We start from the raw sequence: 23,969 nt of genomic DNA on the forward strand, positions 1-23,969 counted from the left end.
TGCCCGGGTCAGTCGTGGGGCGGGAGGTTGCCGATGCGGTGGTCGGCGACGCGCAGGGCCTCGTCGACCAGGCGGTTGACGTGGCCGTGCGGCACGGCGTACACGACGCGGCGACCCTCCTTGCGGGTGGTGACGAGGCCGGCCAGGCGCAGTCGGGCCAGGTGTTGGCTGACCGAGGTACGGCTCGCGCCGCACGCCTCGGTCAGCGTGCCCACGTCGGCCTCGCTCTCGGCCAGGCGTCGCAGCAGGGCCAGTCTGGTGCGGTCGGCCAGCAGGGTCAGGACCTCCACCGCGACCGCGTATCGCTCGCTTTCGTCGTGCACCTGCGCATCGTACGCACCTGATAGGTGCATGCGTGCGCTCATGTGCACATAATTGAAGGCGGGGTCGGTGGACCACCGACCCGACCCGCCTCGCCGAACGCCGCCGATCCGCGCCGAACGCCGACCCGAGGACACCGCCCGTGCCCGAGAACGCCGCACACCACCCTGGACACCACCACCCCCACGGCCACCCGCACCGGCACCCGCACGGCCCGCACGAGCACGGCCGCGAGAAGCCCGACTTCGGCCCGGACCCCGACCACGACGGCGGGCGGTGGGCGCGGCTCCGCCACGCCCTGGCGCACACGTTCTCCCCGCACTCGCACGACGCGCGCGATCGAATCGACGCGACCCTGGAGGCCTCCGCGGACGGCATGCGCACCCTGTGGATCTCCCTCGTGGTCCTGGGCGCGACCACCGTCCTGCAGGCCTTCGTGGTGCTGTTGTCCGGATCGGTCGCGTTGCTGGGCGATGCCGTCCACAACGGCGCCGACGCGCTGACCGCGGTCCCGCTGGGCATCGCGTTCGTCCTCGGGCGGCGCGCGGCGACCCGACGCTTCACCTACGGCTACGGCCGCGCCGAGGACATCGCCGGGATCGTCATCCTGCTCACCATCGCCGCGTCCTCCGCGTTCGCCGGGTGGACCGCGATCGAGCGCCTGTTGAATCCCCGGGAGGTCTCGCACCTGCCCGTGGTCGCGCTCGCGGCGCTGATCGGCTTCGTCGGGAACGAGTGGGTGGCCCGCCTGCGCATCCGCACCGGGCGCCGGATCGGTTCCGCCGCGCTGGTCGCCGACGGACTGCACGCGCGCGCCGACGGCTTCACCTCACTCGCCGTCCTGCTCGGCGCCGCCGGTGCCGCCCTCGGGTGGCCGCCGGCCGATCCGATCGTGGGACTGCTGATCACCCTGGCAATCCTCGCCGTCCTCAAGGACGCCACCCGGGAGGTGTTCCGCCGGCTGATGGACGCCGTGGACCCGGTGCTGGTCGACACCGCCGAAGCCACGGTGCGCGCGGTGCCGGGTGTGCTGGACGTCGGGGAGTTGCGGATGCGCTGGATCGGCCATCGCCTGCGCGCCGAGGTCGCCGTCGTCGTGGACGCCGACCTCAACCTGCGCGACGCGCACACCGTGGCCGTCGCCGCCGAACACGCCCTCCTGCACGCCCTCCCCCGCCTGAACGCCGCCCTGGTCCACACCGATCCCGCCGCCGTGGCCGACGGCAACGACCCCCACGCGGCCTTGGCCCACCATGTCCGGACCTGATCGCCCGCGTGCGCCCGGAGCGTCGATGGGTGGGGTCGAAGTCGCGGCCGGGTAGGGGTTACCGTCGGGTCCGGGTTGCGGTCGGGTCCGGGTTGCGGTCGGGTCCGGGTTGCCGTCGGGTCCGGGTTGCCGTCGGGTCCGGGTTGCGGTCAGGTCCGGGCGATCAGGGCGTAGCGTTCGTCGGTCACCGCGCGCCCCCACAGCGCGGGGTCTTCGTCCAGGGGTTCGACGCGCAGGTCCGCGACGAACGGGCGCACGGCGCTGGACAGGTCGTGCGCTCCGACGCCGCCGTGCCAGGGCAACGCCTCGGCGCCGGCCACATACGGGACGCCGCCTTGGCCGGCCTCGCGCCAACGCCCCTCGATCAGCAGCAGGGTGCCGCCCGGGCGGACCCGGGTCACCCAGTCCCGCAGTGCGGCGTGCGGGTCGGGCAACGTCCACAGCAGGTGGCGCGACAACAGCACGTCGTACCGCTCGTCCCCGGTCGGCGGCGCCGCGGCGTCGCCCACCAGGAATCGGGCCGACAGGCCGCCCGCGGACAGCTTGGCCCGGGCGCGTTCGATCATCCGGGGCGACAGATCCACACCCGTGACCCGGTGGCCGGCCTCCGCGAGCAGTCGCGAGAGCGATCCCGTCCCACAGCCCACGTCCAAGACGTCCGCCGGGTCGGCCGGCACCAGCCCGGCCAGAAGCCGCGACCACGCGGCACGTGTTGCGCCGGCGCGCAGGCCGTGATCCGGCTCGTCGTCGAAGGCGGGAGCGGCGGCGTCCCAATAGGCGGTGATCGCGAGGGGGTCGGTCATCCGTCGATCCTCGCAACCGACACCGACACCGACGCCCTGGGCCGCACCGACCCGCGATCGGGCGATGAGGACCCCTCGACCGGGCTCGACCGCGGTCGAGGGGCGTGCGGTCATCGACCAGGTCGGTGCCGGCGCGAGGGGACGATCGACGCGACGGTGACGCCGCGGCGGCGGGTGAGGCGGTCGGCGAGTCGGCGGGCGAAGGCTTCCGTGAGTCCGGCCGCCGCCACGCACAGCACGTACAGGGGCAGGACGACGGCGATGGTGTCCGGGTCGAACCCGGCCTGGGTCGTCTGGGCGATGCCGACGTAGGCGAACCCGTAGACGGCATCGCGCCATTGCGACCGGGAAACGTCGAACTGCGGGGCGCCGTCGGAGGGACGGTCGCGCTCCTGGGGGACCTGTGGCTCCGGAGCGGGCTTCGGGCTACCGTCGGCGGTGGAGATCTCAGGCATATGCGCTCCTTGGGCAACTATGCCGGGCCCGGGGCGACCGCAGATCGCACCGGGCCCGTCTTCGGGATGGGTCCTCGAGGTCCGCACGGATCTCGGGGACCCGCTCGGATCCCGAGGACCTCTTTCGCTCGCACTCCTCATCGTGGTCGGCCCCACCTGCCCCGACAAGCGTGTTCGGGGTGTGCACGACCCTCCGCGCGAAGTCGTTTGCGCAGGTCAGGACAACCCCGATGGGATCGCGTAACAGGCTGGGCACGCATCTCCACGTGTGCGGTGCGCGGCCTCAACAGCGCTGTTAACGTTCCGGAATGGACCCCGGGGAGCGTATGCCCGCCGGCGGCGTCGACCGTGATGCCGCGAGGCCGGGCGAGGACCGCATTCGACATCACGTCGACGACATCGACGACGTGGGGCAGTTGATGCGCTACGCGCTCGCGGCGCAGCTCGCCCGCCTCGAGCGGTACGGCATCTCGCAGAACGCCGTGGCGCGCGGGGCCGGCAGTGCCCCGGCCAAGGTGACGGGCAGCCTGCGCGCCCCGAACCCGACCACGAGCTCGACCTCGAACCCGACCTCGACCTCGACCTCGAACGGGAAGTCCGCGAATCGGCCGAACACCCGGGAATCGGTGGCGCTGACGGGCGACTGGCTGCGCAACCTGGACCGGGCGATGGTGGCGCTGGCCCCCGACACCGAGTCCCTGGGCGGCCTGAACTCGCTCGGTATCCGGCTGCGCGGGCTCACCCGCAACGACGGCCTGCCCGCGCACCTCCCGGCCGGTTGGACGTGGGAGATCCTGCAGGACGACGCGGACACCGAATTCGCGGTGCTGATCCAGGCGTCCGCGCTGTTGTCCCTCTTCATGCCCGTCGACCACGCCAGGCGCTCGTCCTCGGAACTGCGGCAGAAGTACAAGAAGAAGATCCATTCGATCGCCGAGCGGCTGGCGTTGATCGGAGGCGCGCCGCCCACGCCGCGCAACATCGACGCGCTGGTGTTGCTGGGCAGCCTCACCAGGTACGCCTACGATCCCGATCTCGGCGACCTCATCGGTGGCGGGTTGCGCACGTCGCCCCTGGGCTTTCGGCACTGGCGGGTGCTCACCCAACTGGTCCACCTGTGCCAGGACAATCTCGGCTCCACCTCGCATCTCAAGGGCTGGGTGATCCGCCTCCTCGAGGACGCCGAGGAACTCCGGCGCAAGAGCGTGTGCCCGGGACGTTCGCTGGATCTGGAGCTGGCCGTCGCGATCCCCGAACCGTGGTCGCCGCCCGAGGACGACTGGGTGCGGGACCTGCTGCTCACCCGGGCGACCGATCCCCGTTCGACGACCCGGGAGCGCGGAACGGCGGCGCTGGGGTTGTGGCAACGTACCCTCGCGCACAATCCGCTCCACCGCGAGGACGACGCACAGGCCCGCCGCGTCGGCGAGGTCGAGGCCCGACTGCGCGAGTTGGTGACGTGGTTGCGGGACCAGGGCGCCGGCCAGGACGCGGGCGGTCTGCGCTGGACGGCGGCGACCCTGGAGTCCGTACTCGATGCCGGGACACCGGTGTGCAATGTGTGGCCGACGCCCGAGCCCCGGGACGAGTCCTGGTTTCGCGTCGTGCGGGGCGCGGTCGATTCGCTGGATTCCCAGGAGATCCCCGAACGCGTTCTGCAGCCGACCAAGGCCCTCCTCCTGCACGTCCTGCTGCAAAACGCCGTGGTCCAACGGCGAAGGGCGATCGACACGCTGATGGCGAGCGGGTGGAGCGGCGCAGTCGTGCACGCGCTGGAGCATGTGCTCGAACACGAGAAGGAGCAGTCCTGGTTGCGGGTACGGGCGCTGTTCGCCATCGGTTTCCTCCAGCGCCGGGACAACACCGTGGCGCGGATCCTGGTCGAGGCCTGCAAGGAGGCCCACGGCAAACTCGCCAACGGGCCGACGGACGCCCAGATCACCGAGATGCACGCGGTCCTGTTCGCCATCGGGGATTGCTTCGGGGCCGGATTCGGCGCGCGCGATCGCGGAAATCTCAGGACCGTCCGGGCCGGAACCGCCCTGATCATGAAAGAACTTGCCACCGGGGACATCACCAGGGACGACCCTCGCTTCTACCCGGTGGCCAGAGCGCTCGCCTACCAGTCGACCTTCACCGCCCAGGATCGCCGCGCCGGGACCAAGGATTCGTCCGAGGAGTTACTGGAGGCGCTTCGCACGCACCCCGACGACACGACCCGCGAGTTCTGCGAATGGGCGCTGCAATACCGCTTCGGCGACGACGGCAAGGTGCGATCCCTGCTCCACGCGGCCGACACCGACGACTAGGGACATGGACCAGTGCTGTCGTGGGAACGGGCCGGACGGCGTCGCGGGCCGACCTCGCACGCCGACCTCGCACGCGAACGGCCCGCCGTCGCACGCCCGATGGCGACGGGCGTCGTTCGCATCCCCCCGGTCTCGCGCTCGACCGTCGTGAAGCCGCCGCCGACGGCCCCCGTCCGGTCTCCCCCGTCGGCGCGGCGGGATCAACTGTGGTCCCCGGCACGGCCGATGACCAGGGTGATCGCGTCCCGTCCCGCCGTGGGACGGGTGTCCCGGGGCTGACCTGCACAATCGCGGCGGGGCTGGGACGGGCTTGCCATACTGACGCGGGAACTGGAGAGCGCCGTCACGGGGGTGGGCCGCATGGACGAGGCACAGGACAGGGCAGCAGCAGTCCGCGAATTGTCCGCCGTGTTGGCGGCGCTGAAGCGGCGCAGCGGTCTCAGCTACCAGGACCTGGGGCGCCGGGTCTTCACGAGCAGTTCCTCCCTGCACCGGTACTGCCGGGGCGAGTCGGTGCCACCGGACTACGCCCTTGTCGTCCGGATCGCCAAGGAGTGCGGGGCCGGCCCGGACGACCTGAACACGTTGCTCGAGTGCTGGAACGCGGCAGCGGGCCAGGGCCGGGTACAGGACCCGATTCCCTCCCCGGTTGTCGTCGAGCCCGCCGCGCCGACCGACTCCGCGCCCTCCGCCGGCACGCGGGCCGCGGGCCGCCCCCCGAGGCGTCGGCGGCGCTCGGCCCTGCGCTTGGCGGTCGCCGTGGGCGTGGTGCTGGTCGTCCTCGCCACCGCCGTCGCGAGCACCCCGCAGCAGCAGGGGCCGCCGGCCGAGCGCATGTCGGTCGAGGCCACGAGTTGGACGCGGGCTCCGTCACCGGTGCCCGCCCAGCTCTTCGGCGTCACGATGAACAGTTCGAGCGGAGCGATGCCGTCGTTCCGGGTCGGGGCCCTGCGGTTGTGGGACAGCGAGACCCGCTGGGCGCAAGTGCAGCCGCGCAGGGGGGAGTTCGACTGGTCCACGCTCGACCGACTCCTGGACGGCGCGCGAGAACAGGGCCTGCCCACGCTGTTCGTGTTCGGCGGTACGCCGGCCTGGGCGGCGCCGGAGGCCCGCAAGGCCGCCTACCCGGACGGGTCGCGAGCGGCGCCGCCGGACGACCTGGCGGACTGGGACACCTTCGTGCGGTCCCTCGTGCGACACGCGGGCGACGGGATCGACGCGTACGAACTGTGGGTGATGGCCAACCACGAACACCACTACAACGGCAGTGTGGAGACCCTGGTCGAGATGACCCGCCGCGCGAGCGCGATCGTCCGGGCCGACGACCCGAGCGCCACCGTGGTGTGCCCGTCCATCACGGAGCTGTGGAAGCGGCAGTCGCACGACTACCTGCTGAGGTTCGCCGAACTGGGGGGCTACCAGTACTGCGACGCCGCCGGGGTCAAGCTCTACCAGCGGCAGGTCGCCGACCCGCCGGAGACCATGTTGACGGCCGTGAACGACGTGGACCGAACCTTCCAGCAGGCCGGCTACCATCTGCCGCTGTGGAACACGGGCACCACGCAATCGCTGCCGCTGAACGACCCGCTGGACCCGGACACCGCCGCGGACTTCGCGGTGCGCTTCTACCTGACCGGCCTGTACGCCCGCAATCGCGGCCTGGAACGCATGTACTTCTATGCGTGGGGCAACGGAAAGATCCCGCTCGTGCTCCAGGCCGAAGGCCGGCAGCCCACCCGCGCGGGGCTGTTCGTCGACCGCCTTCAGCAGTGGCTCGCGCACGCGCGAATCCTCTCCTGCGGCAACGGCGGCCAGATCGGCCTGCCGGACAACGTGTGGCAGTGCGAGTTCGTCGTCCCCGACGAACACGGCACCCCGCGCGGCGCCCGGATCCGCTGGACCCACACCGGCACCGCGGACGTCCGGGTGGGCGCCGGGGCGACACGGGTGCGCCGGCTCGACGGGAGCGCCCACGGCGTGGACTCCCGGGACACCGTACGGGTCACGGAACGACCGATCCTGATCGACTACACCTGACCACCCGGCGACCCCTCGGGCCGGCGCACGGCACACCGGGTGTGATCCGACCGTCCGGGACCGGGCATCATGGGAGGATGCGTCCCGTTCCCGACACCGCCGCCTATCTCGTCGGCCGCTGGTCCATCGACCGCGCCGTGACCGACGAGCGCTCCGGCGCGCGGGGCACCTTCGTGGGGACCGCGGTCTTTCGCCGCACCGACGACGAGCTGCTGGAGGTGGAGTCCGGTGAGTTCGTCTGGGCCGGGACGGCCAATCCGGCGAGCCGCACCCACCGCCTCGTTCCACGGGCCGACGGCACGGTCGACGTGCTCTTCGCCGACGGGCGACCGTTCCACCGTCTCGACCTGCGCACGGGCCGATGGAGTACCCGACACCCCTGCGCCGCCGATCGCTACGACGGCGAGTTCACCGTCGTGTCGCGGGACGAGTGGCACCTGCTGTGGCGTGTGGAGGGCCCGACGAAGACCCAGACGCTGACGTCCGTGTACCGACGCATTCCCACCGGGTCCTGAGCGACAGCCCAGGGCTCCGGGCCCAACCCCGGGCCCCGGGCTCACCAAACCCCGCCGACGCCGACGCCGGTCGGCTCGCCCGCCACCCCGACACCCGGCCACGCGGCTACTCGGTGCGCGAGAAGCGGCGTGTCGCCAGGGCCAACGCCATCAGTGCGGCGACGGCGAGGAAGGACACCTCCAGCGGTACCGGCGGCGCCCACCCCCACCACTGTGGTCCCGTTGCCACGCCGTCCGGGGCCGCCGCCTCCCCGGGGAGGGTGCGCCGCAGCGCGTCGACGCCGTACGTCAGCGGGTTGATCAGGACCGCGGCCCCCAGCCAGCCGGGGAGTCCGCGCGCGGGGAACATCGCGCCGGACAGGAACAGCAGCGGCATCATGAACATGCCGACCACGACCTGGAAGGTCTCGATCCGGCGAATGCACACCGCCGCGAGCACCCCCAGCGCGGTGAAGGCGAACGCGATCAGCGCCAACTCCGGCAGCACCAGCAGCAGTCGCGGACGATACGGGACTCCCGCGGCTCCGGCGACGGCCAGCACCAAGGCGCCGTAGGCCGCCCCCGTGGCGGCTCCCCCGAGACAGATGCCCGTCAGCAACACCCCGCGGCGCACCGGCGCGACGAGCATCTGCCGTAGGAATCCCGCCTGGCGGTCCCACACGATGGTGACCCCGACAGCGATCGCGGGCGCCTGCACGGCCATGATCAGCACGCCTGGGAACAGGTACGCGCGGTAGTCGCCGAATCCGTCGGCCGAACCGCCGACCAGTGAGTCCAGTCCGGTCCCCAGGATGAGCAGGAACATCAGGGGCGTGACCAGCCCCATCGCCAGCCGGACCGGATTGCGGGCGAACCGGATCATCTCGCGTTGCCACAACACCCGAACGGTACGCAGATCCCGCGTGGCCTGGATGCTCGCCATGGGTTCACCTCCTCGGTCCGCGGCCGGACGGCGCGGTCGGACCGCCGTCGGCTTCCCGTATCGTGCGGCCCGTGTAGTGCAGGAAGACGTCGTCCAGCGAGGGCGCGGTCACCCGCACCGACCGCACCGGCACGTCGAGTTCGGCACACAGGCGGGGCACGAACGCCGCGCCGTCGGCCACCCTCACCCGCAGACCTCCCTCGTGGACCTCCGCCGTCAGGCCGAAACGTTCGTGTACCGCCCGCGCCGCCCGCTCGTCGTCGCCGGTGTGCAGCGTGACCAGATCGGCGCCGACAACGGCCTTGAGCGCGGCGGGTGTTCCCTGGGTCACCAGTTCGCCCGCGTCGATCACGGCCATCAGGTCGCAGTTCTCGGCCTCCTCCAGGTGATGCGTCGTCAGGAAGATGGTGATGCCCTGTTCGCGTCGCAGGCGGTGCAGGTGCTCCCACACGGCCGCGCGGGTCTGCGGATCCAGCCCGGTGGTGGGCTCGTCGAGGAACAACACGCGGGGTGCGTGCAGGAGACCCCGGGCGATCTCCAACCGGCGGCGCGTGCCGGCCGAAAGTGTGCGCACCGGTGCGTTCCCGCGCCGCGCCAGGTCCACCAGATCCAGCAGGGCCGGGATCGTCGTGCGCGAACGCCGTCGCGGGATCCCGAACAGGTCGGCCTGGAATCGCATGTTCTCCTCGGCGGTGAGATCCACGTCGAGCGTCGATTCCTGGAAGATCAGCCCGATCCGGCGCCGCACCTCGTCGGGTTCCGTGCGCACGTCACGGCCGGCGACCCGGGCCCGGCCCAGCGTCGGGCGCACGAGCGTGCACAACATGCCGATGGTGGTGCTCTTGCCCGCGCCGTTGGGGCCGAGGAACCCGAAGATCCGGCCCGCCGGGACCTCCAGGTCCAGCCCCACCACGGCCTCGGTGTCGCCGTAGAGCTTGCCGAGCCCTTCGGCACGGATGGCGATCTCGTCGTCGACGGCCACCCGGGCGGCGGTCGTTCCCTCCTCGGCGGCGATGCTCATGACGACCGCCGGTCGGGGCGTCGCACACTGAGCACCGTGTGGAACAGCGCCATGTCGGCGCTCTCCCCGATCGGCACGCCCCGGGCCTCCACCCAGGCGTGCGCGCGGAACGGCTGCGTGCGAACTCCCGTACACCAGTCCGGAGTCGCGCCCCGCAGCCGGCACAGCAGCAGCGTGGCCACCGATCGCTGCAGGCATCCCTGACCGGCGCAGCGCGCGCTCACCGACACCACGGCCCGCCTCGCCTCCAGCGTCTCGGCGGCGCCGGCGGGGCGGGTGCCCAGGCCCACCGCCCACAACACCCGGCGCAGTCGTCGCGGCGGAAGGAGCGCCAACGGCCGGGCGAGCGCGACCGCCCAGCGCGCCGTGACGTGTCGTTGCCAGGCCAGGGGCACCGGCTGTTCCGCGACGACCGGCATCGTCATGACGCCACCACCAGACGGGCGTTGCACAGCGCGCGCAGCAGGTTCCGTACGTCGTGGTGCGCCCGTGCGGCGGCGGCCGGGGACGTCCGCGCCAATCGGGCCGCCGCGTCGTCCGCGGTGTGACCGTCCAGGAGCAGGCGCAGTGCACGCGCCCCGGTCGCGTTCAACTGCCAGTACCGGCCCTTGCGTTGGTCGAGCAGGACGAGCCCGTCCGGCACCTCCGTTGCGGTGACGTCCGGGGCCAGGGTGATGGTCATCGGAATCCTCCTGTGGCTATCGCGGGACCGGTTGCGACCGGCACGCTTCGGCGGAGCGCAGCCAGCTCTCGCAGGCCAGGGTGTTCTCGAACGGCGCCAGTGCCGCGGTGTCGGGCTTGGGCCCCGACAGCGCGGCGCGCAGCGCTGCGGCGTCGACCAGTCCGAGCCGGGCCAGGCGCAGGTCCTCGCACAGTTCCGCGAGCCGGCGCCGATTGTGCTCCACGCCCGCGTGGAACTCCGCGCTGAAGTCGCCCTTGCCGCGCCGGGCCAGGAGTTCGTCCGGCACCAGTCCGCGCAGCGCGGTGGTCAGGATCGGCTTGAAGCCGCCGCGCGGCATGCGGTCCCGCGTCCGGACCGACAGGACGGCCTCGACGACCCGGTCGTCCAGGTACGGTGCGGCGAGGTCGATGCCGAACCGGGACAGGACCTCTCCCATGCCGCGGATCGCGGCCCCGCCGTGGAGTACGCCCTCGAGGATCTGGTGCCGGTCCCGTTCGGGGTGCAGCGGCCGGGGGTCGTCCGCCGCCGCGTCGACGAGCAGCCGGCGTACGGACGCCGCGGCGCTCGCGGACGCCCAGACGGGCAGGCGCGGGTGGGGCGCCCAGCCCATGAAGACCTGCGACGGCCGCGGCGCGGGAGCGTGCAGGCCGCGCGCGCCGGCGAGCAGCGCGTCGGCGAAGGAGTCGTTGTCGGTGAGACCGCGGAGGGTGGGGAGCAGGCCCCAGCGGTTCAGCGCCCGGCAGCGGAGCACCGCCGGCAGGCCCGTGAGCGGGTGGGTGCGCACGAGTGTCCGCAGGTGGGTGGGGGTGACGGAGAACAACTCGTCGCCTCCGACGCCCATCAGGTGCACGGTCGCGCCCCGGGCGGCGGAGTCGCGTGCGACGTGTTCCATCCGGGCCAGATTGCGGCTCCACGGGAGGGGGCCGTGCGCGCCGTCCACGATGCCCGGGTCGGCGACCTCGTCGAGCCAGCCCGGACCATCGGCGGGCCCGTCCACGCGGTGCCGCGCGGCGGGCAGAAGTTCGGCGGCTCGTTCGGCCCATGTCGTGTCGTCGTTGGCGGCGTCCAGGGGCCGCCAGTGGTGGGTCAGCAGGGTGCCCTCGCCGGCCGCCGCGACGAAGCACAGGCCGGTGGAGTCCAGTCCGCCGGACAGGTCGGCGCTGACCGTGCGTCCGCCCGCGGTTCGTACGGCGACGGCGTCGCGGATCACGGCGCGTACGCTGTCGGCGGCCCGGGGCAGCGGGACTTCGGCCGCGGGCGGCTGCCACCAGCGCACGGCGCGCCGCGCGCCGCGGGTGTCGATGTCCAGCCGGCAACCGGCGTCGAGTTGGTCGATGCCGGTCCACACGGTGCGGGTGCTCAGCGGCCAGGGTGCCCCGGGGGTCGCCAGTCGCAGGGCCAGGACGTCCCGGTCCAGGGGCGCCCCGACGAGGTGCGCGAGGCGCCCCGGCGAGTCGGCCGCCACGGTGACGCCCGCGAGGCGGGTGTGGAAGATCTGTCGGGTGCCGGACAGGGCGCCCTGGGCACGGATCCGGCCGTCGATCGAGGCGAGGAGGTGGATGCTGCCGGGCAGTGTGCGGGCCAACGCGTCCAGATCGTGCGGTGAGCGGGCCCGGGCCAGGATGCGGGTCGCGGTATCGGTGTCGAGGCGGGTCCGCCCGAACACCACGAGCCGACGGGTGCCGGCCACGAGCACGGTGACGTCCTCGTCCGCCCAGTGCCCGACCAGCCACGGCCGGCCCGAGGCGTGCGCGAGGCATCGCAACGGCCGTTGTCCGGCGTTCCCGACGGTGATCGACTCCGGCACCGAGACGTCCGGAAGGATCAGAAAGTCCATGGCCTTCTCCAGGCGTGACGATCCGGTGAGGTTGGTTGCTCCACGGGAGTCCCGGGCGTATCCGGGAGGCGCGCGGGGTCCGCGGGGTACGCCGGATTCGCGCGGGGCCCGAGGCGTACCCGGGAGGCGCGCGGTCCGAGGGGTACGCGGAAGCGCGCGGAACGCGCGGTGCCGGAAGGATGTGCGGAGGCGCGCGAGGCGCCTCCGCACCCCAGTCCCCGGCGACTTGCCGACGCGAGGGTCAGCAGGCGAGCGGCGTCGGACCGCCGAAGATGTCCTGCGGGCAACCCCACCAGAGGCCGAGGGTCAGTTCGGTGAAGTCGCCGACCTCGACCAGCGCCGGGGGCTCGTAACCGTCGTCGTACGTCATGATCTTCTCCATCCCTTGCGTACTGCGGATGTCGCGAGCGGAACACGTCGACCGGATCGACGTCCCCTCCTCGTCCGGACCCCCGCCACGCTAGGCCGCCCGTTGTCCCGGGCACCCGGGGCACAGGTCCCACGCCAGTCCCACGACAACCGATCGTGGCGGGACCACGGCGGCTCGTCGAAGAGTTCGACCGGTCGCCGGAAACCGTCGAGCCGTTCCTGCCCGATCAAACGCGCGAATCCGGCGGCGTACCTCGGATCGACCTCCATCCGGCGAGAATTCGGGAGTCTCGCCCGGCCCGGTTGCCGAGCGGTCACCGACGCTCCGCGTCCGGCTACGCGAGGGTGAGATCGCAGCCGGCACGACGCGCGGCGGTGCCCGCGGCCACGAATATCGGCAGGGCCAGGAACATCCGGTCGGCTTCCGCGCGTTCGCGCTGCTCGGCGATCCACGCGTCGGCCCGTACGCGAGTCACCGCGCCGGTCGCGCGGGCCTTCTCCGCGAGCCCCGCCACCATGGGAAGCATCGCGGCATCGGTGAAGATCTCCATCCGCGCCTCCACCGTGACATCCCCGAATCCGGAGTCAAGGAGCAGATTTCGATAGCGCCGCGCGCTCCGCGGCCCGGCGATCGCATCGGCGCGCGCCCACACGATCGTGCGGGTGAGCGCCGGGTCGTCGGAGTCGATCACGAAGGCGTCCCAGTCCTGACCGACCAGCACGATCCGCCCGCCCGGGGCCAACACGCGCCGGGCCTCGACCAAGGCCTGCTCAGGTACCCGCAGTTCGTGGTAGACCTTGTCCGCCAGGTACCCGTCGACGCAGGCGTCCGGCAGCGGAAGCCGTCGCGCGTCGGCACGCCTGAAGTCCCGCTCCGGCCACCGGCTTCGCGCCACCTCGATCATTCGCTCGTCCGGGTCCACTCCGACGGCCTCGACGCCGCGCCGGGCCAACTCGTCGACCGCGCGGCCCGCGCCACACCCCACGTCCAGCACCCTCGATCCCGGCCCGGCGTCCAGCAACTCGTAGGCTCGCTCGCGTAGTTGTCGAGCGCCCGACAATTCCTCAGCCGCGTCGAGCAAGGCGACGAGCGCAGGCGTCGCGGGTTCTTCTTTCCGTTTCTTGGACATGGCCCCAAGGCTCCGGCTTAATGTCGGCATGAAGTCAAGCGGCTCGAACGAGACCCTGAGCATCGGCGCCGTCGCGGGGCGTTTCGGTGTGCCCACACACGTCCTGCGCCACTGGGAGACAATGGGTCTGCTGAGCCCGGCGCGCGACACGGCCGGCCGGCGCCGATACGGGACCGACGCCGTCACCCGCGTCGCCGTGATCCTGCGGGCCAAGGAAGCGGGCCTGAGCCTGGCGGGCATCCGATCTTTGACCACGGCCGACTCCGCGGCGCGCCGGGAAATCCTGCGCCGGGAAGCCGAGGCCGCGCGCTCCGCGATCGCCGCCGCCCGATCCAGACTCCGTCTCATCGAATGTGCCCTGGACTGCGACCACGAGGATGTCGCCCGGTGTCCGCATTTCCGCCGCGTGCTCACCGAGCGGATCGATACCGGGAGTCCGTCCCCGTGAATGGTGATCGAGGAACGGTGATCGAGGAAGGGCGACCGAGGAAGGGCGATCGGTGGCCCACCCTCGGTTCGGCTCAATTGCGCGGCGCCACCTGCGCGTTCGCCGCAGCACCGGCGTGAATTTCGCCGAGGGCCTTACCTGCGGCCCGCGCGGGCCGAAACACTGGGAGGCTCCGGTCCTCGGCATCGTCAGGAGCAGCTCGTGAGGGTGACCATCGGCACGTGGAATCTGGAGAACCTCTTTCGCCCCGGCGACCCGGACGGCCCCGAGGACGACGCGACCTATCAGGCGAAGTTGGCCGCGCTGGCGTCCACGATCGGCCGGCTCGAACCCGATCTGCTCGGCATCCAGGAGGTCGGCAATCCGGACGCACTCGCCGACCTGGTCGGCCTGTTGCCCGGCCGTTGGCACACCGCGCTGTCCGCCCACCCGGACGGGCGCGGCATCCGGGTCGGCTTCATCGCCCGTACGCCGCTCACCACCGTCGCCGACGTCACCGCGTTCCCCGCCGCGTTCGCGCCCGTGCAGACCCAGGACACCGGCGCCCCGGCGAGCGGCATGGGTCGAGGCGGCCTCGCCGTCACCACGGAACCCGCGGCCGGCCACACCCTGACCGCGGCCGTCTGCCACCTCAAGTCCAAGCTGCTCACCTACCCCGGCAACCGCCACGCCCCGCGCGACGAAGGCGAACGCGCCCGCTACGCCGCCTACGCCCTGTCCCGGCGCGGCGCCGAGGCGGCCACGATGCGCGCCCTCGCCGACCGGCTCCTCGCGGGCGACGGCCGCACCCGCGACGTCGTGCTGATGGGCGACCTCAACGACCAGCCGCAGGCCGCCACGACCCAGATCCTGTACGGCCCGCCCGGCTCGCAGATAGGCACACCCGGCTTCACCCACCCCGATCGCGGCGACGCCTCCCGGCTGCGGAACCTCGCCCCGCGCATACCCGAAGACCAACGCTTCTCGCGCGTGTTCGAGGGCCAGGGCGAACTCATCGACCACATTCTGGTCAGCCACGCCCTCCTCGCCCGCGTCGAGTCCGCCGGCACCGGAGCCGACCACCCGCTGCCCTCGGTGAGCGGCCGGCCCGCCGAACGGCAGGGCGAGCCCGGCTCGGACCACGCACCGGTATTCGCCCGACTCGCCTACTGACCGGGCCGGTCGCCGCCCGCGCAACCGCTCCATGAGATCCCCACCGACGCTATTCGTCGTATAAACAATCCTTCGCATCGAATAATTGAATGCGTTTCGGAGTATCCATTGCACACCTCGACAGCGACCGACAAACCGGTTGCATGGATCCGGAATATCGACCTATATTGATTCCGCCAACTCGCCCGCCCGGAAGTCGAGACGGATTCAATGCGCACCGATTCCAATGCACGAACCGTGGTCGTCTCCGGTGTGGAATTCGGCTGGGGCAGCACGGGAAAACTCGGCGCGATCCTGTCGGCCGCACGAGAACGATCGACCGAGCCACTGCGCTTCGTCGGTCTCGCCTCCGAACTCGGCCGCCCCGTGTTGTCCGAGCACGCCATCGACCGCTGGTACGACCTTCCGGACACCGAGGAGGACGTACCCGCCACGCTCGACGCCATCACCCGATCGGAACGGGCTGCGGCCGCGGTGGTCGTCCTGGACGGTGCGCTGGCGAAGACGCTGGAGGCGTCCGGCGTACCCACTGTGTTCGTGGACAGCCTGCCCTTCCTGTGGACCGAGGGCGACCGGGCCGCGCTGCCCCTGGACGCGACGGCCTACTGCGCGCAGAAGTGCGTCGAACTTCCCCCCGAGTGCCGGGACGTGCTCGCCTCCGTCCGGGCCCTGCGCTGGGTGGAGGCCGTCGTCGGTGCACCGTCGGCCGCCGAGCCGAGCGCACCCGCCGCCGGCCCGTACCGCACGGCTCTGGTCAGCCTGGGCGGTCTGCGCGCGCCTCGGCTGGCCGACTGGACGGCCTACCCGCGCATCGTGGTTCCCGCCGTCCTGGAGGCGCTCGCCGCGTACGGGATCCACGAGGTGCACGTGGCCGGGAACCTGCCCGCAGACCTCGCCGGGCGGCTCGTGGACGCGTCGATCGCACCCCCGCGGGTGAGCACGGGGGCGCTCGCGCACGGCGAGTTCCTGGACCGGGTGGCCGGCTGCGACGTCCTGCTGACCTCCCCGGGCCTGACCACCCTGCTCGAGGCCGGTCGGCTGCGCGTGCCCACCATCTGCCTGCCACCGCAAAACCTCAGCCAGATCTTCAACGGACGATTCCACAGCCGCGCGATCGGCGCCGAGACCCGAATCGCCTGGCCCAAGGGGGTGTTCACCGAGGAGGAGGCGCTGTCGCTGCGCACCTGCGGCGAGGACCACGCCTTGGAACTGATCTACGCGGCGATCGCCGCGGTGGCCGCCGACCCGGACGGCCGGAGAACGACCGCCACACTTCGCGACGACATCCTGACCGCGCTGCGCGGCCCCGCCGACGGCACCGACTGGGGCGCGCTGACCGCGACCGTCGGTGTCGACGGAGCCGCCCAGGTGGCCGACGCCCTGCTCGCGATCCTGCCCGGCGCGCCCCGGCCCGCCTGACCCTCGCCTCGACCCGCCCCGCCGTCACCTCGACCCGCCCTGCCCGCGACCGGCCCGAAGGGGTCCCCCTGTGCGTGAGCGTCACCGATATCTCTTCGTCAGGATCCTGGAAGCCTGCAACGCCGACTGCTTCATGTGCGACTTCGCGCTGTCGCGCGACACGTTCCGCTTCTCCCGGGAGGACTTCGATGACCTGTTGCCGAAGGCCCGCGACGCCGGCGTGGCCTATGTGCGGTTCACCGGCGGCGAACCGCTCATGCATCCGGACGTGGTCGAGCTGGTGCGCTCCGGCACGGCGGCGGGAATGCGGATGTCCCTCATCACCAACGGCTCGATGTTGCCGAGGATGGCCGAGAGCCTCGCCGAGGCGGGCCTGGCCCAGGTGATCGTCAGCCTCGACGGCGCGTCCGCCGAGACCCATGACGTCTACCGCCGTTCCCCCGGCATGTTCGACAACGGGCTGCGCGGACTGCGCGCCGCCGCGGACCTCGGCGTCCTGCCCAGGGTCAACACCGTGGTCGGACCGCACAACTACGGCGAAATGCCGCTGCTCCAAGAGGTGTTGACCCGCGCCGGGGTCCGACAGTGGGAACTGTCGGCACTCAAACTGGATCGCAGCATCACCTACCCTGATCCCGACGACGTGCGCCGGGTGTGCGACCGCGTCTACGACGCCGATCCGAACTCCCTGCTGGTGCCGATGGGCAAGCGCTTCTACGGCGACGATCCGGAGGAACAGGCGCGCTACTTCGCCGAATCGGTCACCCCACGGGCGTCGCTGCCGCAGTGCCACGTCACCGACGACGTGATCTACATCGACGGCAAGTACGGGCGGATGTACGCGTGCAGTTGCATTCCGCACCGCGAGGGCGAGGACGGCCCGGGCGGAGCACCGCTGCGCCAGGCGGGCGTGATCGGCCTGGACACACCGGCGTTCCGCGAGCACGCCGACTTCTACCGCGAACGCGGACCCCTGGTGTGCAACGGCTGCTCCACCACCGCGGCCGGCTACAGCGACGACGTCGCCCGGCTCGGGTCGGTGAGCCCATGGCAGTACTGACTCCCCGGGAGGGGCCGGATACGCGACGGACGGCCGCCGACGGGTCCGAACTCGGGCCCGCCGAGCCGGCCCGCCGCATCCTGCTGGTCTCGCGCGACGACCGCCTGGACTCGCTGCTCGCCCGGCGACGCGTCGCCGCCCATCTCGGCGACCTGCGACCGGTGCGCGACCCGACCGGGGCCCCACTCCTGGACGTGGCGCTGGTCTGCGACGACGAGGCCGCCACGGACCGGCTGCTGGAATCGGGCGTACCGGTGGTGCATCTATCCTCGGGTCACGAGGGCGGGGCCGGGACGACCGGGACGGCCGGAACGACGGGCACGGCCGGAGCAAGCGGGACGACGTCGGCGACCGGGGCCGCCGGCCGGGCCCTGCATCGTGTCCACCGGCCCGGCTGGCTGCCCGACCCCGCACTCGCGTCGACGGGCGTTCGCCCCAGCGGCGTTCGCCCCACCGGGATGCTCGCCCCCGCCCGCACCGCCCGCAAGCGCGAACGCGCGGGAACCCTGCTGTTGTTGTCCACGTGGGACGCGCCGGACGCCGAGGCGGACGCGTTCATCGTCGGGACGCTGCCCGCGCTGGTCCGAGCGGCACTGCGTCGCACCGGCCGCTGCGACGTGGTCGGCGACACGCGGCTGACCGCGATCCGCGCCGCGCTGGCGGGACTTGACGGTCGCCGGGAGGTACGGGTGAGCCGCGCGGTGGACGTGGACGTGGACGCGCTGCACGCCGGGGCCGAGCTGTTCCTGGCCGCGCCGACGCTGGGCGCCCTGTCGCTGGCCCAGGCGCGGCGCGCACCGCTGGTGTTCCTGCCCGCACTGGGCGACACCCAGCGCGATCTGGCCGCGCGCGTACGGCACCTGGTCCCGGTTCCGACCGCCGACGATCCCGAGGACGAGGCCTTGTGGGTACCGCCCGAGCGGAACGCCACCGCGCTGTGGAGCGTGCTCGACCCCGACCTGGACGACCTGCGCGGCGCGCAGCGCGTCGCCCGTACGCTCCGCCAACTCTCGCTCGCTCCCCTGTGAACGGCCCCCCTGTGCACAGCTCCCCGCGTACAGCCCCCCGTGTACATCTCGCCGTGACCAGCCCACCGTAACCAGCCCACCGTGAACAGCTCGCCGTGAACATCCCACCGTGAACAGCTCGCCGTAAGCGTCCCGCGCGGACATCTCGCCGTGGACGCCCCCTTCCGAACGGCCCGCGACACCGCGACCCACCCACCATCGCCCCCGACGCGGGCACGGCCGCCACATGCGCCCCGGCCGAATGCCTCGCGTCGTCGAAGGCCCGTCAACCCTGGAGTCCGCCATGTCCGCCACGCCCCTCGAAGCCACCACCTCGATCGATCCCGAGATCGCGCGACCGCGCGTCCCCGACACGGACTGGGACGACTGGCGTTGGCACATGCGTCGACGCATCACCAACGTCGACAAGGCCCGACAATGGATCAACCTCAGCCCCGACGAGGAGAAGGCGATCGCCGGGGTGGCGGGCAAGTACCGGTGGAGCATCACGCCGTACTACGCCTCGCTGATGGATCCGGACGACCCGCGCTGTCCGATCCGGCAGCAAGCCGTCCCCGCCGCAGGGGAGTTGGTGGAGTTCTCCGGTGCGGAGGTCGACCCGGTCGGCGACACGTACTACCGCAAGACCAACCGCGTCGTGCACAAGTACCCCGACCGGGTGATCATGCTGATCACCGAGGCGTGCCCGGTCTACTGCCGGCACTGCACCCGCAAGTTCCACACCACCGACGTCAACGGCACGTACTTCCGCGACGACGAGGGCGAGTCATTCGACGAGGATCTGCGCTACATCGCCGATCACCCGGAGATCCGGGACGTGTTGCTGACCGGCGGGGATCCACTCTCCTACCAGGACGGCAAGCTCGAGGAGATCATCGCCGGGCTGCGGGCGATCCCGAGCGTGGAGATCATCCGGATCGGCAGCCGCTTCCCGGTGTTGCTGCCGCAACGCATCACCGACGACCTGTGCGCGATGCTCGCGCGCCACCACCCGGTGTGGGTGAACACCCATTTCAACCACCCCAAGGAGATCACCCCGGAGGCGACCGCGGCGGTGGACCGCATGTTGCGCCACGGGATCCCGGTGGGCAACCAGACCGTGCTGCTGCGGGGCATCAACGACGACGTCGCCACCATGCGCACCCTGATGACGGACCTGCTGCGCATCCGGGTGCGGCCGTACTACCTCTACCACTGCGACAACGTCACCGGCGTCTCGCACTTCATGACCTCCGTGGCCAAGGGCTGGGAGATCATGGAGGGTTTGCAGGGTCACATCACCGGCTTCGGTGTGCCGCAGTACGTGCTGACCACCAGGATCGGCAAGATCCCGATCGCGCAACCGTACTTCACGGTCACTCCGGAGGGCCTGCGCCTGCGCAACTTCCGCGGCGAGGAGATGCTCCTCGACAGCACGGCCTGCCCGATCACGGAGGCGGACGCACGATGACCCTGGACAAGCGACTCGGACAACGTTTCCTGCCGTACGGCGCGAACTACCTCGACTGGTCCGACATGGCGGAACTGCGCGAGGCGATCGACCATCGGGTGCTGTTCCGCTACCAGACGGAAACCGAGAGCATGGCCTCGCGGTTGGAACGCGAGACCTGCCGACACCTGGGCGCCGCCCACTCGTTGGCTGTGCACAATTGCACCGAGGCGCTGCGGCTCGCGCTGATCGCCACCCGCCCGTCCATCGGCGACCGGGTGTACATCCCCGCCGTGACCTTCGTCGCCGTGGCCGGCGCGGTGTTGTCCTGCGGCCTGATCCCGGTGCTGGTCGACACCGACGACTCGCTGTCGTTGGATCCCACGCTGCTGCCGCCGGACGCCGAGCGGGTGATCGTGGCCCACATGGAGGGCACCGTGGCGCCGCTCCCCCAGGGCGTGCGGTACGTGATCGAGGACTGCGCCCAGTCGCTCGGCGCCCGGTTCCCGGACGGACGCGCGGTGGGAACCGCCGGCTACGCGGGGACCTTCAGCTTCCACCACAACAAGGTGCTCACCTCGGGCGAGGGCGGGCTGGTGGTCACCGACGACGAGCAGGCGTGGGCGACGATGCGCTGCTACCACGACCACGGCTCGGCGCGCGTACCCGGCCGCTACCCCACCTGGAACGAGGACGCCTACTACGGCGAGAACTTCGTCACCAGCGAGCAGGTAGCCGCCGTCCAGTGCCAACAGTTCCGCCATCTCGACGAACTCCTCGGCGGGCTGGAGCGCATGTACGCCATCGCGATGCGCGAACTCCCCGACCGCGCGGACCTGGAGGTGCGGCCGCGCGCGGCGGGCGACGTGAAGGTCAGCCTGCGCTTCCGCTGCCGCGACCGCGCCCTGCGCGACGCCGCCGTGGCCGCGCTGACCGCCGAGGGCATCGCCAACTGGACGCTGAACAAGTACCTGTTGCCCGAGCATCCGGTGCTCACCGGCCGGCGCTCGCTCTACGCCGACGGCTTCCCGTGGAACCACGCCCCCGAGGGCTCGCTCGCACTCAGCCACGACGGATTCGCCCGCACCCGCGACCGGTTGGACCGCACCCTGTGCGTACCGCTGTCCCCGGAGTTGCCCGAGTCCGAACAGGTCGACGCGGTCAAGGCGATCCGGCGCGTGCTGGAGGCGGTGTGAGCCCGCGTCCTACGCTGCTGATGGTGGACGACCGGGCCTCGTCGTTCACCCGCTACGCGGCCCGGGCGCTGTCCGAGAATCTGGTGCTGCTGCGCTTCGCCGAGCTTCGCGACGACCTGCGCGAGGACTACCTGCGCGAGACCGCGCACCTGCCGGCGTTCTGGGTCCGGGAAGGGGTGTCCCTGGCGGAGGAGGCGCGACGCTACCGGGACTGGGCGGCCGAACTGCCCCAGCCGCCCACCCGGTTCTGCAACCCCTCCGAACCGCGCCAGCACGTCGCGCATCGCTTCGCCGCCCTGGTCGGGCTGCCCCATCTGGACGAACGCCAGGTGGCCTGGGTGCGCGACAAGGTCGCCATGAAGGAGCGCTTCCGCGAACTGGGCCTGCGTACGGCCGCGTTCACCCGGGTGCGGTCGGCCTCGGAGGTGGAGCGGTTCGCCGCGCGGTACGACTGGCCGCTGGTCCTCAAGCCGGTGGACTCGTTCGCCTGCGTGGACACCTACCTGCTCCCGGGACCGACCACCGCAGCCGAGATCGACTACGAGGCCAGGGACTTCATGGTCGAGGAGCACCTCGGCGGCACCGAGTGGGAGGTGTGCGCGCTCATCCACGACGGCGAGGTGCTGACCGCCTGGCCCAGTGCGATGCCCTGCCGTCCGCTGGACATCGTGGACGGCGCGATGAACGCCAACATCAGCGTCGGCACCGACGAGGGTCCTCCGGTGGACCTGCGCGACATGCTCCAACGCATCGTCACCGGCATGGACATCGACCACGGGTACGCGCACATGGAGTTCTTCGTGGTCGACGGCCAGGTGTTCGCGGGCGAGATCGGGGTCCGGCCGGCGGGTTGCGAGATCCCCGCCAACCACGGACACGCCTACGGATTCGACGTGTTCGCGGCCACGCTGGACGTCTACCTGGGTCGTCGCCCGCGCCTGGACTACCGCGAACGCCGCTGCGCGGGCGACCTGCTGCTGCCCCTGCCCGGATCGGGGACCGTGCGCCGCGTCACCTCGGCGGACGAACTCCTGCGCCTGCCGGGCGTCGTCGAGGCCGTCCTGCGCACCGGCGTCGGCGACACGGTGGTGGCCCGCCGGGCCTCGCACAACGCCTCGGGCCACGTCCATGTCGTCGGCGACTCGATCGCGCGGGTCGAACAGCGCATGCGGGCCGTCCTGGACGCCTTCACGATCGAGGTGGTCCCGGCCCGCGAGCCCGATCCGGTGGCCCGATGACCGCCGGTCCGCGCCCGGACGGCGAAAGCGCGTCCGCGATGGGCCCACCGGAACCGGCGCCCCCCGGGGCCGGCGGCCTGCTCGGGCGCTTCCGCGACCTGCTCGCCCGCCCGCAGGTGGCCCCGGCGGCCGGGTGGAGCGTCGTGGCCAGGCTGCCCGTCTACCTGATGTCCCTGGCCATGGTGCTGACCATCCGTGAACAGGGCGGCAGTTACGCGCAGGCCGGCCTGGTCGCCGCGCTGTACACGCTCGGGATGGCCCTGGGCAGCCCGCTGATCGCCCGTCACCTCGACCGCAGCGGACGCCGAGGCGTCCTGGTGGTCACCGGCCTGGCCTACCCGGCGACGCTCGCGACGCTGGTGTGGGCCACCCGGCCGGGTTCCTGGGCGCAGCCCCTCCTGGCCGTCGCCGCGGGTGTCGCGCTCCCGCCGACGAACGCGTGCATGCGCTCCTTGTGGGCGCGCATGCCGCTCGCGGACGACGAACGCGAGACCGCCTACCTGTGGGAGGCGCTGCTCACCGAGGTCCTGGTCATCGGCGCGCCGCTGATGCTCGCGGCCCTGATGGTGTCCGGATCCGCCGGGGCGGCGCTGACCACGGTCGCCGTCGTCGGCGGCGCGGGAGCCCTCGGCCTGGCCTGTGTCCGGCTCCCGGCGAGCACCGAAGCCGCTGCCCCGACCGGCCCGAAGACGGCCGGCGCCGACGCCGAGTTCCCGGGCATACCGCGCCACCCGCTGCGCGATCCCGCGATGCTGGTGCTCCTGGGCGTGATGACCGCGTGCGCCGTCCCCATCGGACTGATGACGCTTGCCATCCCGGCCTTCGTCTCCGCCCACGGATCACCGGACGGCACGGGTGTGGTCTACGCGTGCTGGGGCGTCGGCAGCGCGGTGGGCGCCCTGTGGCTGGGGCGCGCCCCGTCGCGGATCCCGATGCGGGTGCGCTTCCCGCGCCTGGTGCTGGCTTTCGCGGCCGGCACGGGACTGGCCGTGCTGAGCACCTCCCCGCTGACCCTGGCGATCGCCCTGGCCGTCGGCAGCATGCCGATCGCCCTGGTGTCGGCGGCCGAGATGACCCTGGTCGGCGCGCTCGCGGACAAGCGTCTGCTGGCGCGGGCGTTCACCTGGGCGTCGCTGGCCACCGTCCTGGGGGACGCGGTGGGTCAGCAGGTCGGCGGCCTGCTGATCGAACCGGTCGGCCCACGCGGCGTGTTCACACTCGCGTTCGGCGTGGCCCTGGCGGGAGCGGGACTGGCCTTCGCGGGCCGCAGGTTGCCGGCGCCCGATGCCGCCGCCCCCGCGCGGTGCGCGACCTGATCAGCGCCGGCGGTG

Annotated in this window: 23 protein-coding genes; 13 read left to right on the plus strand and 10 right to left on the minus strand. The window is 72.1% G+C overall.

Features of this window, described 5'->3' with window-relative positions; all coding sequences use genetic code 11:
* Positions 1-8: 8 nt before the first annotated feature.
* Positions 9-365, minus strand: coding sequence for an ArsR/SmtB family transcription factor (locus ACWCPW_RS18390; RefSeq protein ID WP_449762612.1), 357 nt, complete (start codon positions 363-365; stop codon positions 9-11).
* A 98-nt stretch (positions 366-463) separates the two neighbouring features.
* Between ACWCPW_RS18390 and ACWCPW_RS18395 the strand changes: the two genes are divergently transcribed.
* Positions 464-1,588, plus strand: coding sequence for a cation diffusion facilitator family transporter (locus ACWCPW_RS18395; protein ID WP_449762613.1), 1,125 nt, complete (start codon positions 464-466; stop codon positions 1,586-1,588).
* Between the two features lie 149 nt (positions 1,589-1,737).
* On the opposite strand, the gene ACWCPW_RS18400 is transcribed toward ACWCPW_RS18395, so the two are convergent.
* Together ACWCPW_RS18400 and ACWCPW_RS18405 are read right to left on the minus strand one after the other, a co-directional pair.
* Entirely contained in the window at positions 1,738-2,391 is a 654-nt protein-coding gene (locus tag ACWCPW_RS18400) for a class I SAM-dependent methyltransferase (protein WP_449762614.1), read from the minus strand.
* A gap of 110 nt (positions 2,392-2,501) precedes the next feature.
* The gene (locus ACWCPW_RS18405; RefSeq protein ID WP_449762615.1) at positions 2,502-2,846 is read right to left on the minus strand and encodes a hypothetical protein; all 345 of its coding nucleotides are present in this window, start codon (positions 2,844-2,846) and stop codon (positions 2,502-2,504) included.
* Between the two features lie 308 nt (positions 2,847-3,154).
* On the opposite strand from ACWCPW_RS18405, the gene ACWCPW_RS18410 reads away from it, so the two are divergent.
* The 3 genes from ACWCPW_RS18410 to ACWCPW_RS18420 all read left to right on the plus strand — a co-directional run bounded on the left by ACWCPW_RS18410 (position 3,155) and on the right by ACWCPW_RS18420 (position 7,707).
* Positions 3,155-5,155, plus strand: coding sequence for a hypothetical protein (locus ACWCPW_RS18410; protein WP_449762616.1), 2,001 nt, complete (start codon positions 3,155-3,157; stop codon positions 5,153-5,155).
* A gap of 360 nt (positions 5,156-5,515) precedes the next feature.
* Positions 5,516-7,192 (plus strand): helix-turn-helix domain-containing protein, encoded by a 1,677-nt coding sequence (locus ACWCPW_RS18415; protein WP_449762617.1) that lies wholly within the window; start codon positions 5,516-5,518, stop codon positions 7,190-7,192.
* 77 nt (positions 7,193-7,269) lie between these two features.
* On the plus strand, positions 7,270-7,707 hold the full coding sequence (locus ACWCPW_RS18420) for a DUF6314 family protein (protein ID WP_449762618.1): 438 nt from the start codon (positions 7,270-7,272) through the stop codon (positions 7,705-7,707).
* A gap of 106 nt (positions 7,708-7,813) precedes the next feature.
* On the opposite strand, the gene ACWCPW_RS18425 is transcribed toward ACWCPW_RS18420, so the two are convergent.
* From ACWCPW_RS18425 to ACWCPW_RS18455, 7 genes are all read right to left on the minus strand, one after another.
* Entirely contained in the window at positions 7,814-8,629 is an 816-nt protein-coding gene (locus tag ACWCPW_RS18425; protein WP_449762619.1) for an ABC transporter permease, read from the minus strand.
* A gap of 4 nt (positions 8,630-8,633) precedes the next feature.
* Positions 8,634-9,650, minus strand: coding sequence for an ATP-binding cassette domain-containing protein (locus ACWCPW_RS18430; RefSeq protein WP_449762620.1), 1,017 nt, complete (start codon positions 9,648-9,650; stop codon positions 8,634-8,636).
* Positions 9,647-10,075: a lasso peptide biosynthesis B2 protein gene (locus ACWCPW_RS18435; protein ID WP_449762621.1), complete on the minus strand. Its 429-nt coding sequence runs from the start codon at positions 10,073-10,075 to the stop codon at positions 9,647-9,649. Before ACWCPW_RS18435 ends, ACWCPW_RS18430 begins: the two co-directional genes overlap by 4 nt.
* Complete coding sequence (locus ACWCPW_RS18440) at positions 10,072-10,332, minus strand: lasso peptide biosynthesis PqqD family chaperone (RefSeq protein WP_449762622.1); 261 nt, start codon at positions 10,330-10,332, stop codon at positions 10,072-10,074. The genes ACWCPW_RS18435 and ACWCPW_RS18440 overlap by 4 nt, the downstream gene beginning before the upstream one ends.
* A 16-nt stretch (positions 10,333-10,348) precedes the next feature.
* Entirely contained in the window at positions 10,349-12,169 is a 1,821-nt protein-coding gene (locus ACWCPW_RS18445) for an asparagine synthase-related protein (RefSeq protein WP_449762623.1), read from the minus strand.
* Positions 12,170-12,410: 241 nt separating this feature from the next.
* On the minus strand, positions 12,411-12,539 hold the full coding sequence (locus ACWCPW_RS18450; protein WP_449762624.1) for a lasso RiPP family leader peptide-containing protein: 129 nt from the start codon (positions 12,537-12,539) through the stop codon (positions 12,411-12,413).
* A 334-nt stretch (positions 12,540-12,873) separates the two neighbouring features.
* A complete protein-coding gene (locus ACWCPW_RS18455) occupies positions 12,874-13,668 on the minus strand; it encodes a methyltransferase domain-containing protein (RefSeq protein WP_449762625.1) in 795 nt (264 codons plus the stop codon).
* A gap of 28 nt (positions 13,669-13,696) precedes the next feature.
* Between ACWCPW_RS18455 and ACWCPW_RS18460 the strand changes: the two genes are divergently transcribed.
* From ACWCPW_RS18460 to ACWCPW_RS18500, 9 genes are all read left to right on the plus strand, one after another.
* Complete coding sequence (locus tag ACWCPW_RS18460; protein WP_449762626.1) at positions 13,697-14,116, plus strand: MerR family transcriptional regulator; 420 nt, start codon at positions 13,697-13,699, stop codon at positions 14,114-14,116.
* A gap of 207 nt (positions 14,117-14,323) precedes the next feature.
* Positions 14,324-15,268, plus strand: coding sequence for an endonuclease/exonuclease/phosphatase family protein (locus ACWCPW_RS18465; protein WP_449762724.1), 945 nt, complete (start codon positions 14,324-14,326; stop codon positions 15,266-15,268).
* Between the two features lie 210 nt (positions 15,269-15,478).
* A complete protein-coding gene (locus ACWCPW_RS18470; protein ID WP_449762627.1) occupies positions 15,479-16,687 on the plus strand; it encodes a hydroxymethylcytosylglucuronate/cytosylglucuronate synthase in 1,209 nt (402 codons plus the stop codon).
* Between the two features lie 70 nt (positions 16,688-16,757).
* The gene (gene blsE, locus ACWCPW_RS18475) at positions 16,758-17,747 is read left to right on the plus strand and encodes a cytosylglucuronate decarboxylase (protein ID WP_449762628.1); all 990 of its coding nucleotides are present in this window, start codon (positions 16,758-16,760) and stop codon (positions 17,745-17,747) included.
* Positions 17,735-18,775, plus strand: a complete 1,041-nt coding sequence (gene blsF / locus ACWCPW_RS18480; RefSeq protein ID WP_449762629.1) for a CGA synthase-related protein — start codon at positions 17,735-17,737, stop codon at positions 18,773-18,775. The genes blsE and blsF overlap by 13 nt, the downstream gene beginning before the upstream one ends.
* A 283-nt stretch (positions 18,776-19,058) precedes the next feature.
* Positions 19,059-20,225, plus strand: coding sequence for an arginine 2,3-aminomutase (gene blsG, locus ACWCPW_RS18485; protein ID WP_449762630.1), 1,167 nt, complete (start codon positions 19,059-19,061; stop codon positions 20,223-20,225).
* Positions 20,222-21,400 (plus strand): DegT/DnrJ/EryC1/StrS family aminotransferase, encoded by a 1,179-nt coding sequence (locus ACWCPW_RS18490; protein WP_449762631.1) that lies wholly within the window; start codon positions 20,222-20,224, stop codon positions 21,398-21,400. The genes blsG and ACWCPW_RS18490 overlap by 4 nt, the downstream gene beginning before the upstream one ends.
* A complete protein-coding gene (locus ACWCPW_RS18495; RefSeq protein WP_449762632.1) occupies positions 21,397-22,638 on the plus strand; it encodes an ATP-grasp domain-containing protein in 1,242 nt (413 codons plus the stop codon). Before ACWCPW_RS18490 ends, ACWCPW_RS18495 begins: the two co-directional genes overlap by 4 nt.
* Positions 22,635-23,954 carry an MFS transporter gene (locus tag ACWCPW_RS18500; RefSeq protein ID WP_449762633.1) on the plus strand — a complete coding sequence of 440 codons (1,320 nt, stop codon included), beginning with the start codon at positions 22,635-22,637 and terminating at the stop codon, positions 23,952-23,954. The genes ACWCPW_RS18495 and ACWCPW_RS18500 overlap by 4 nt, the downstream gene beginning before the upstream one ends.
* Positions 23,955-23,969: the final 15 nt, after the last annotated feature.

This window comes from Embleya sp. NPDC001921, assembly GCF_053594475.1.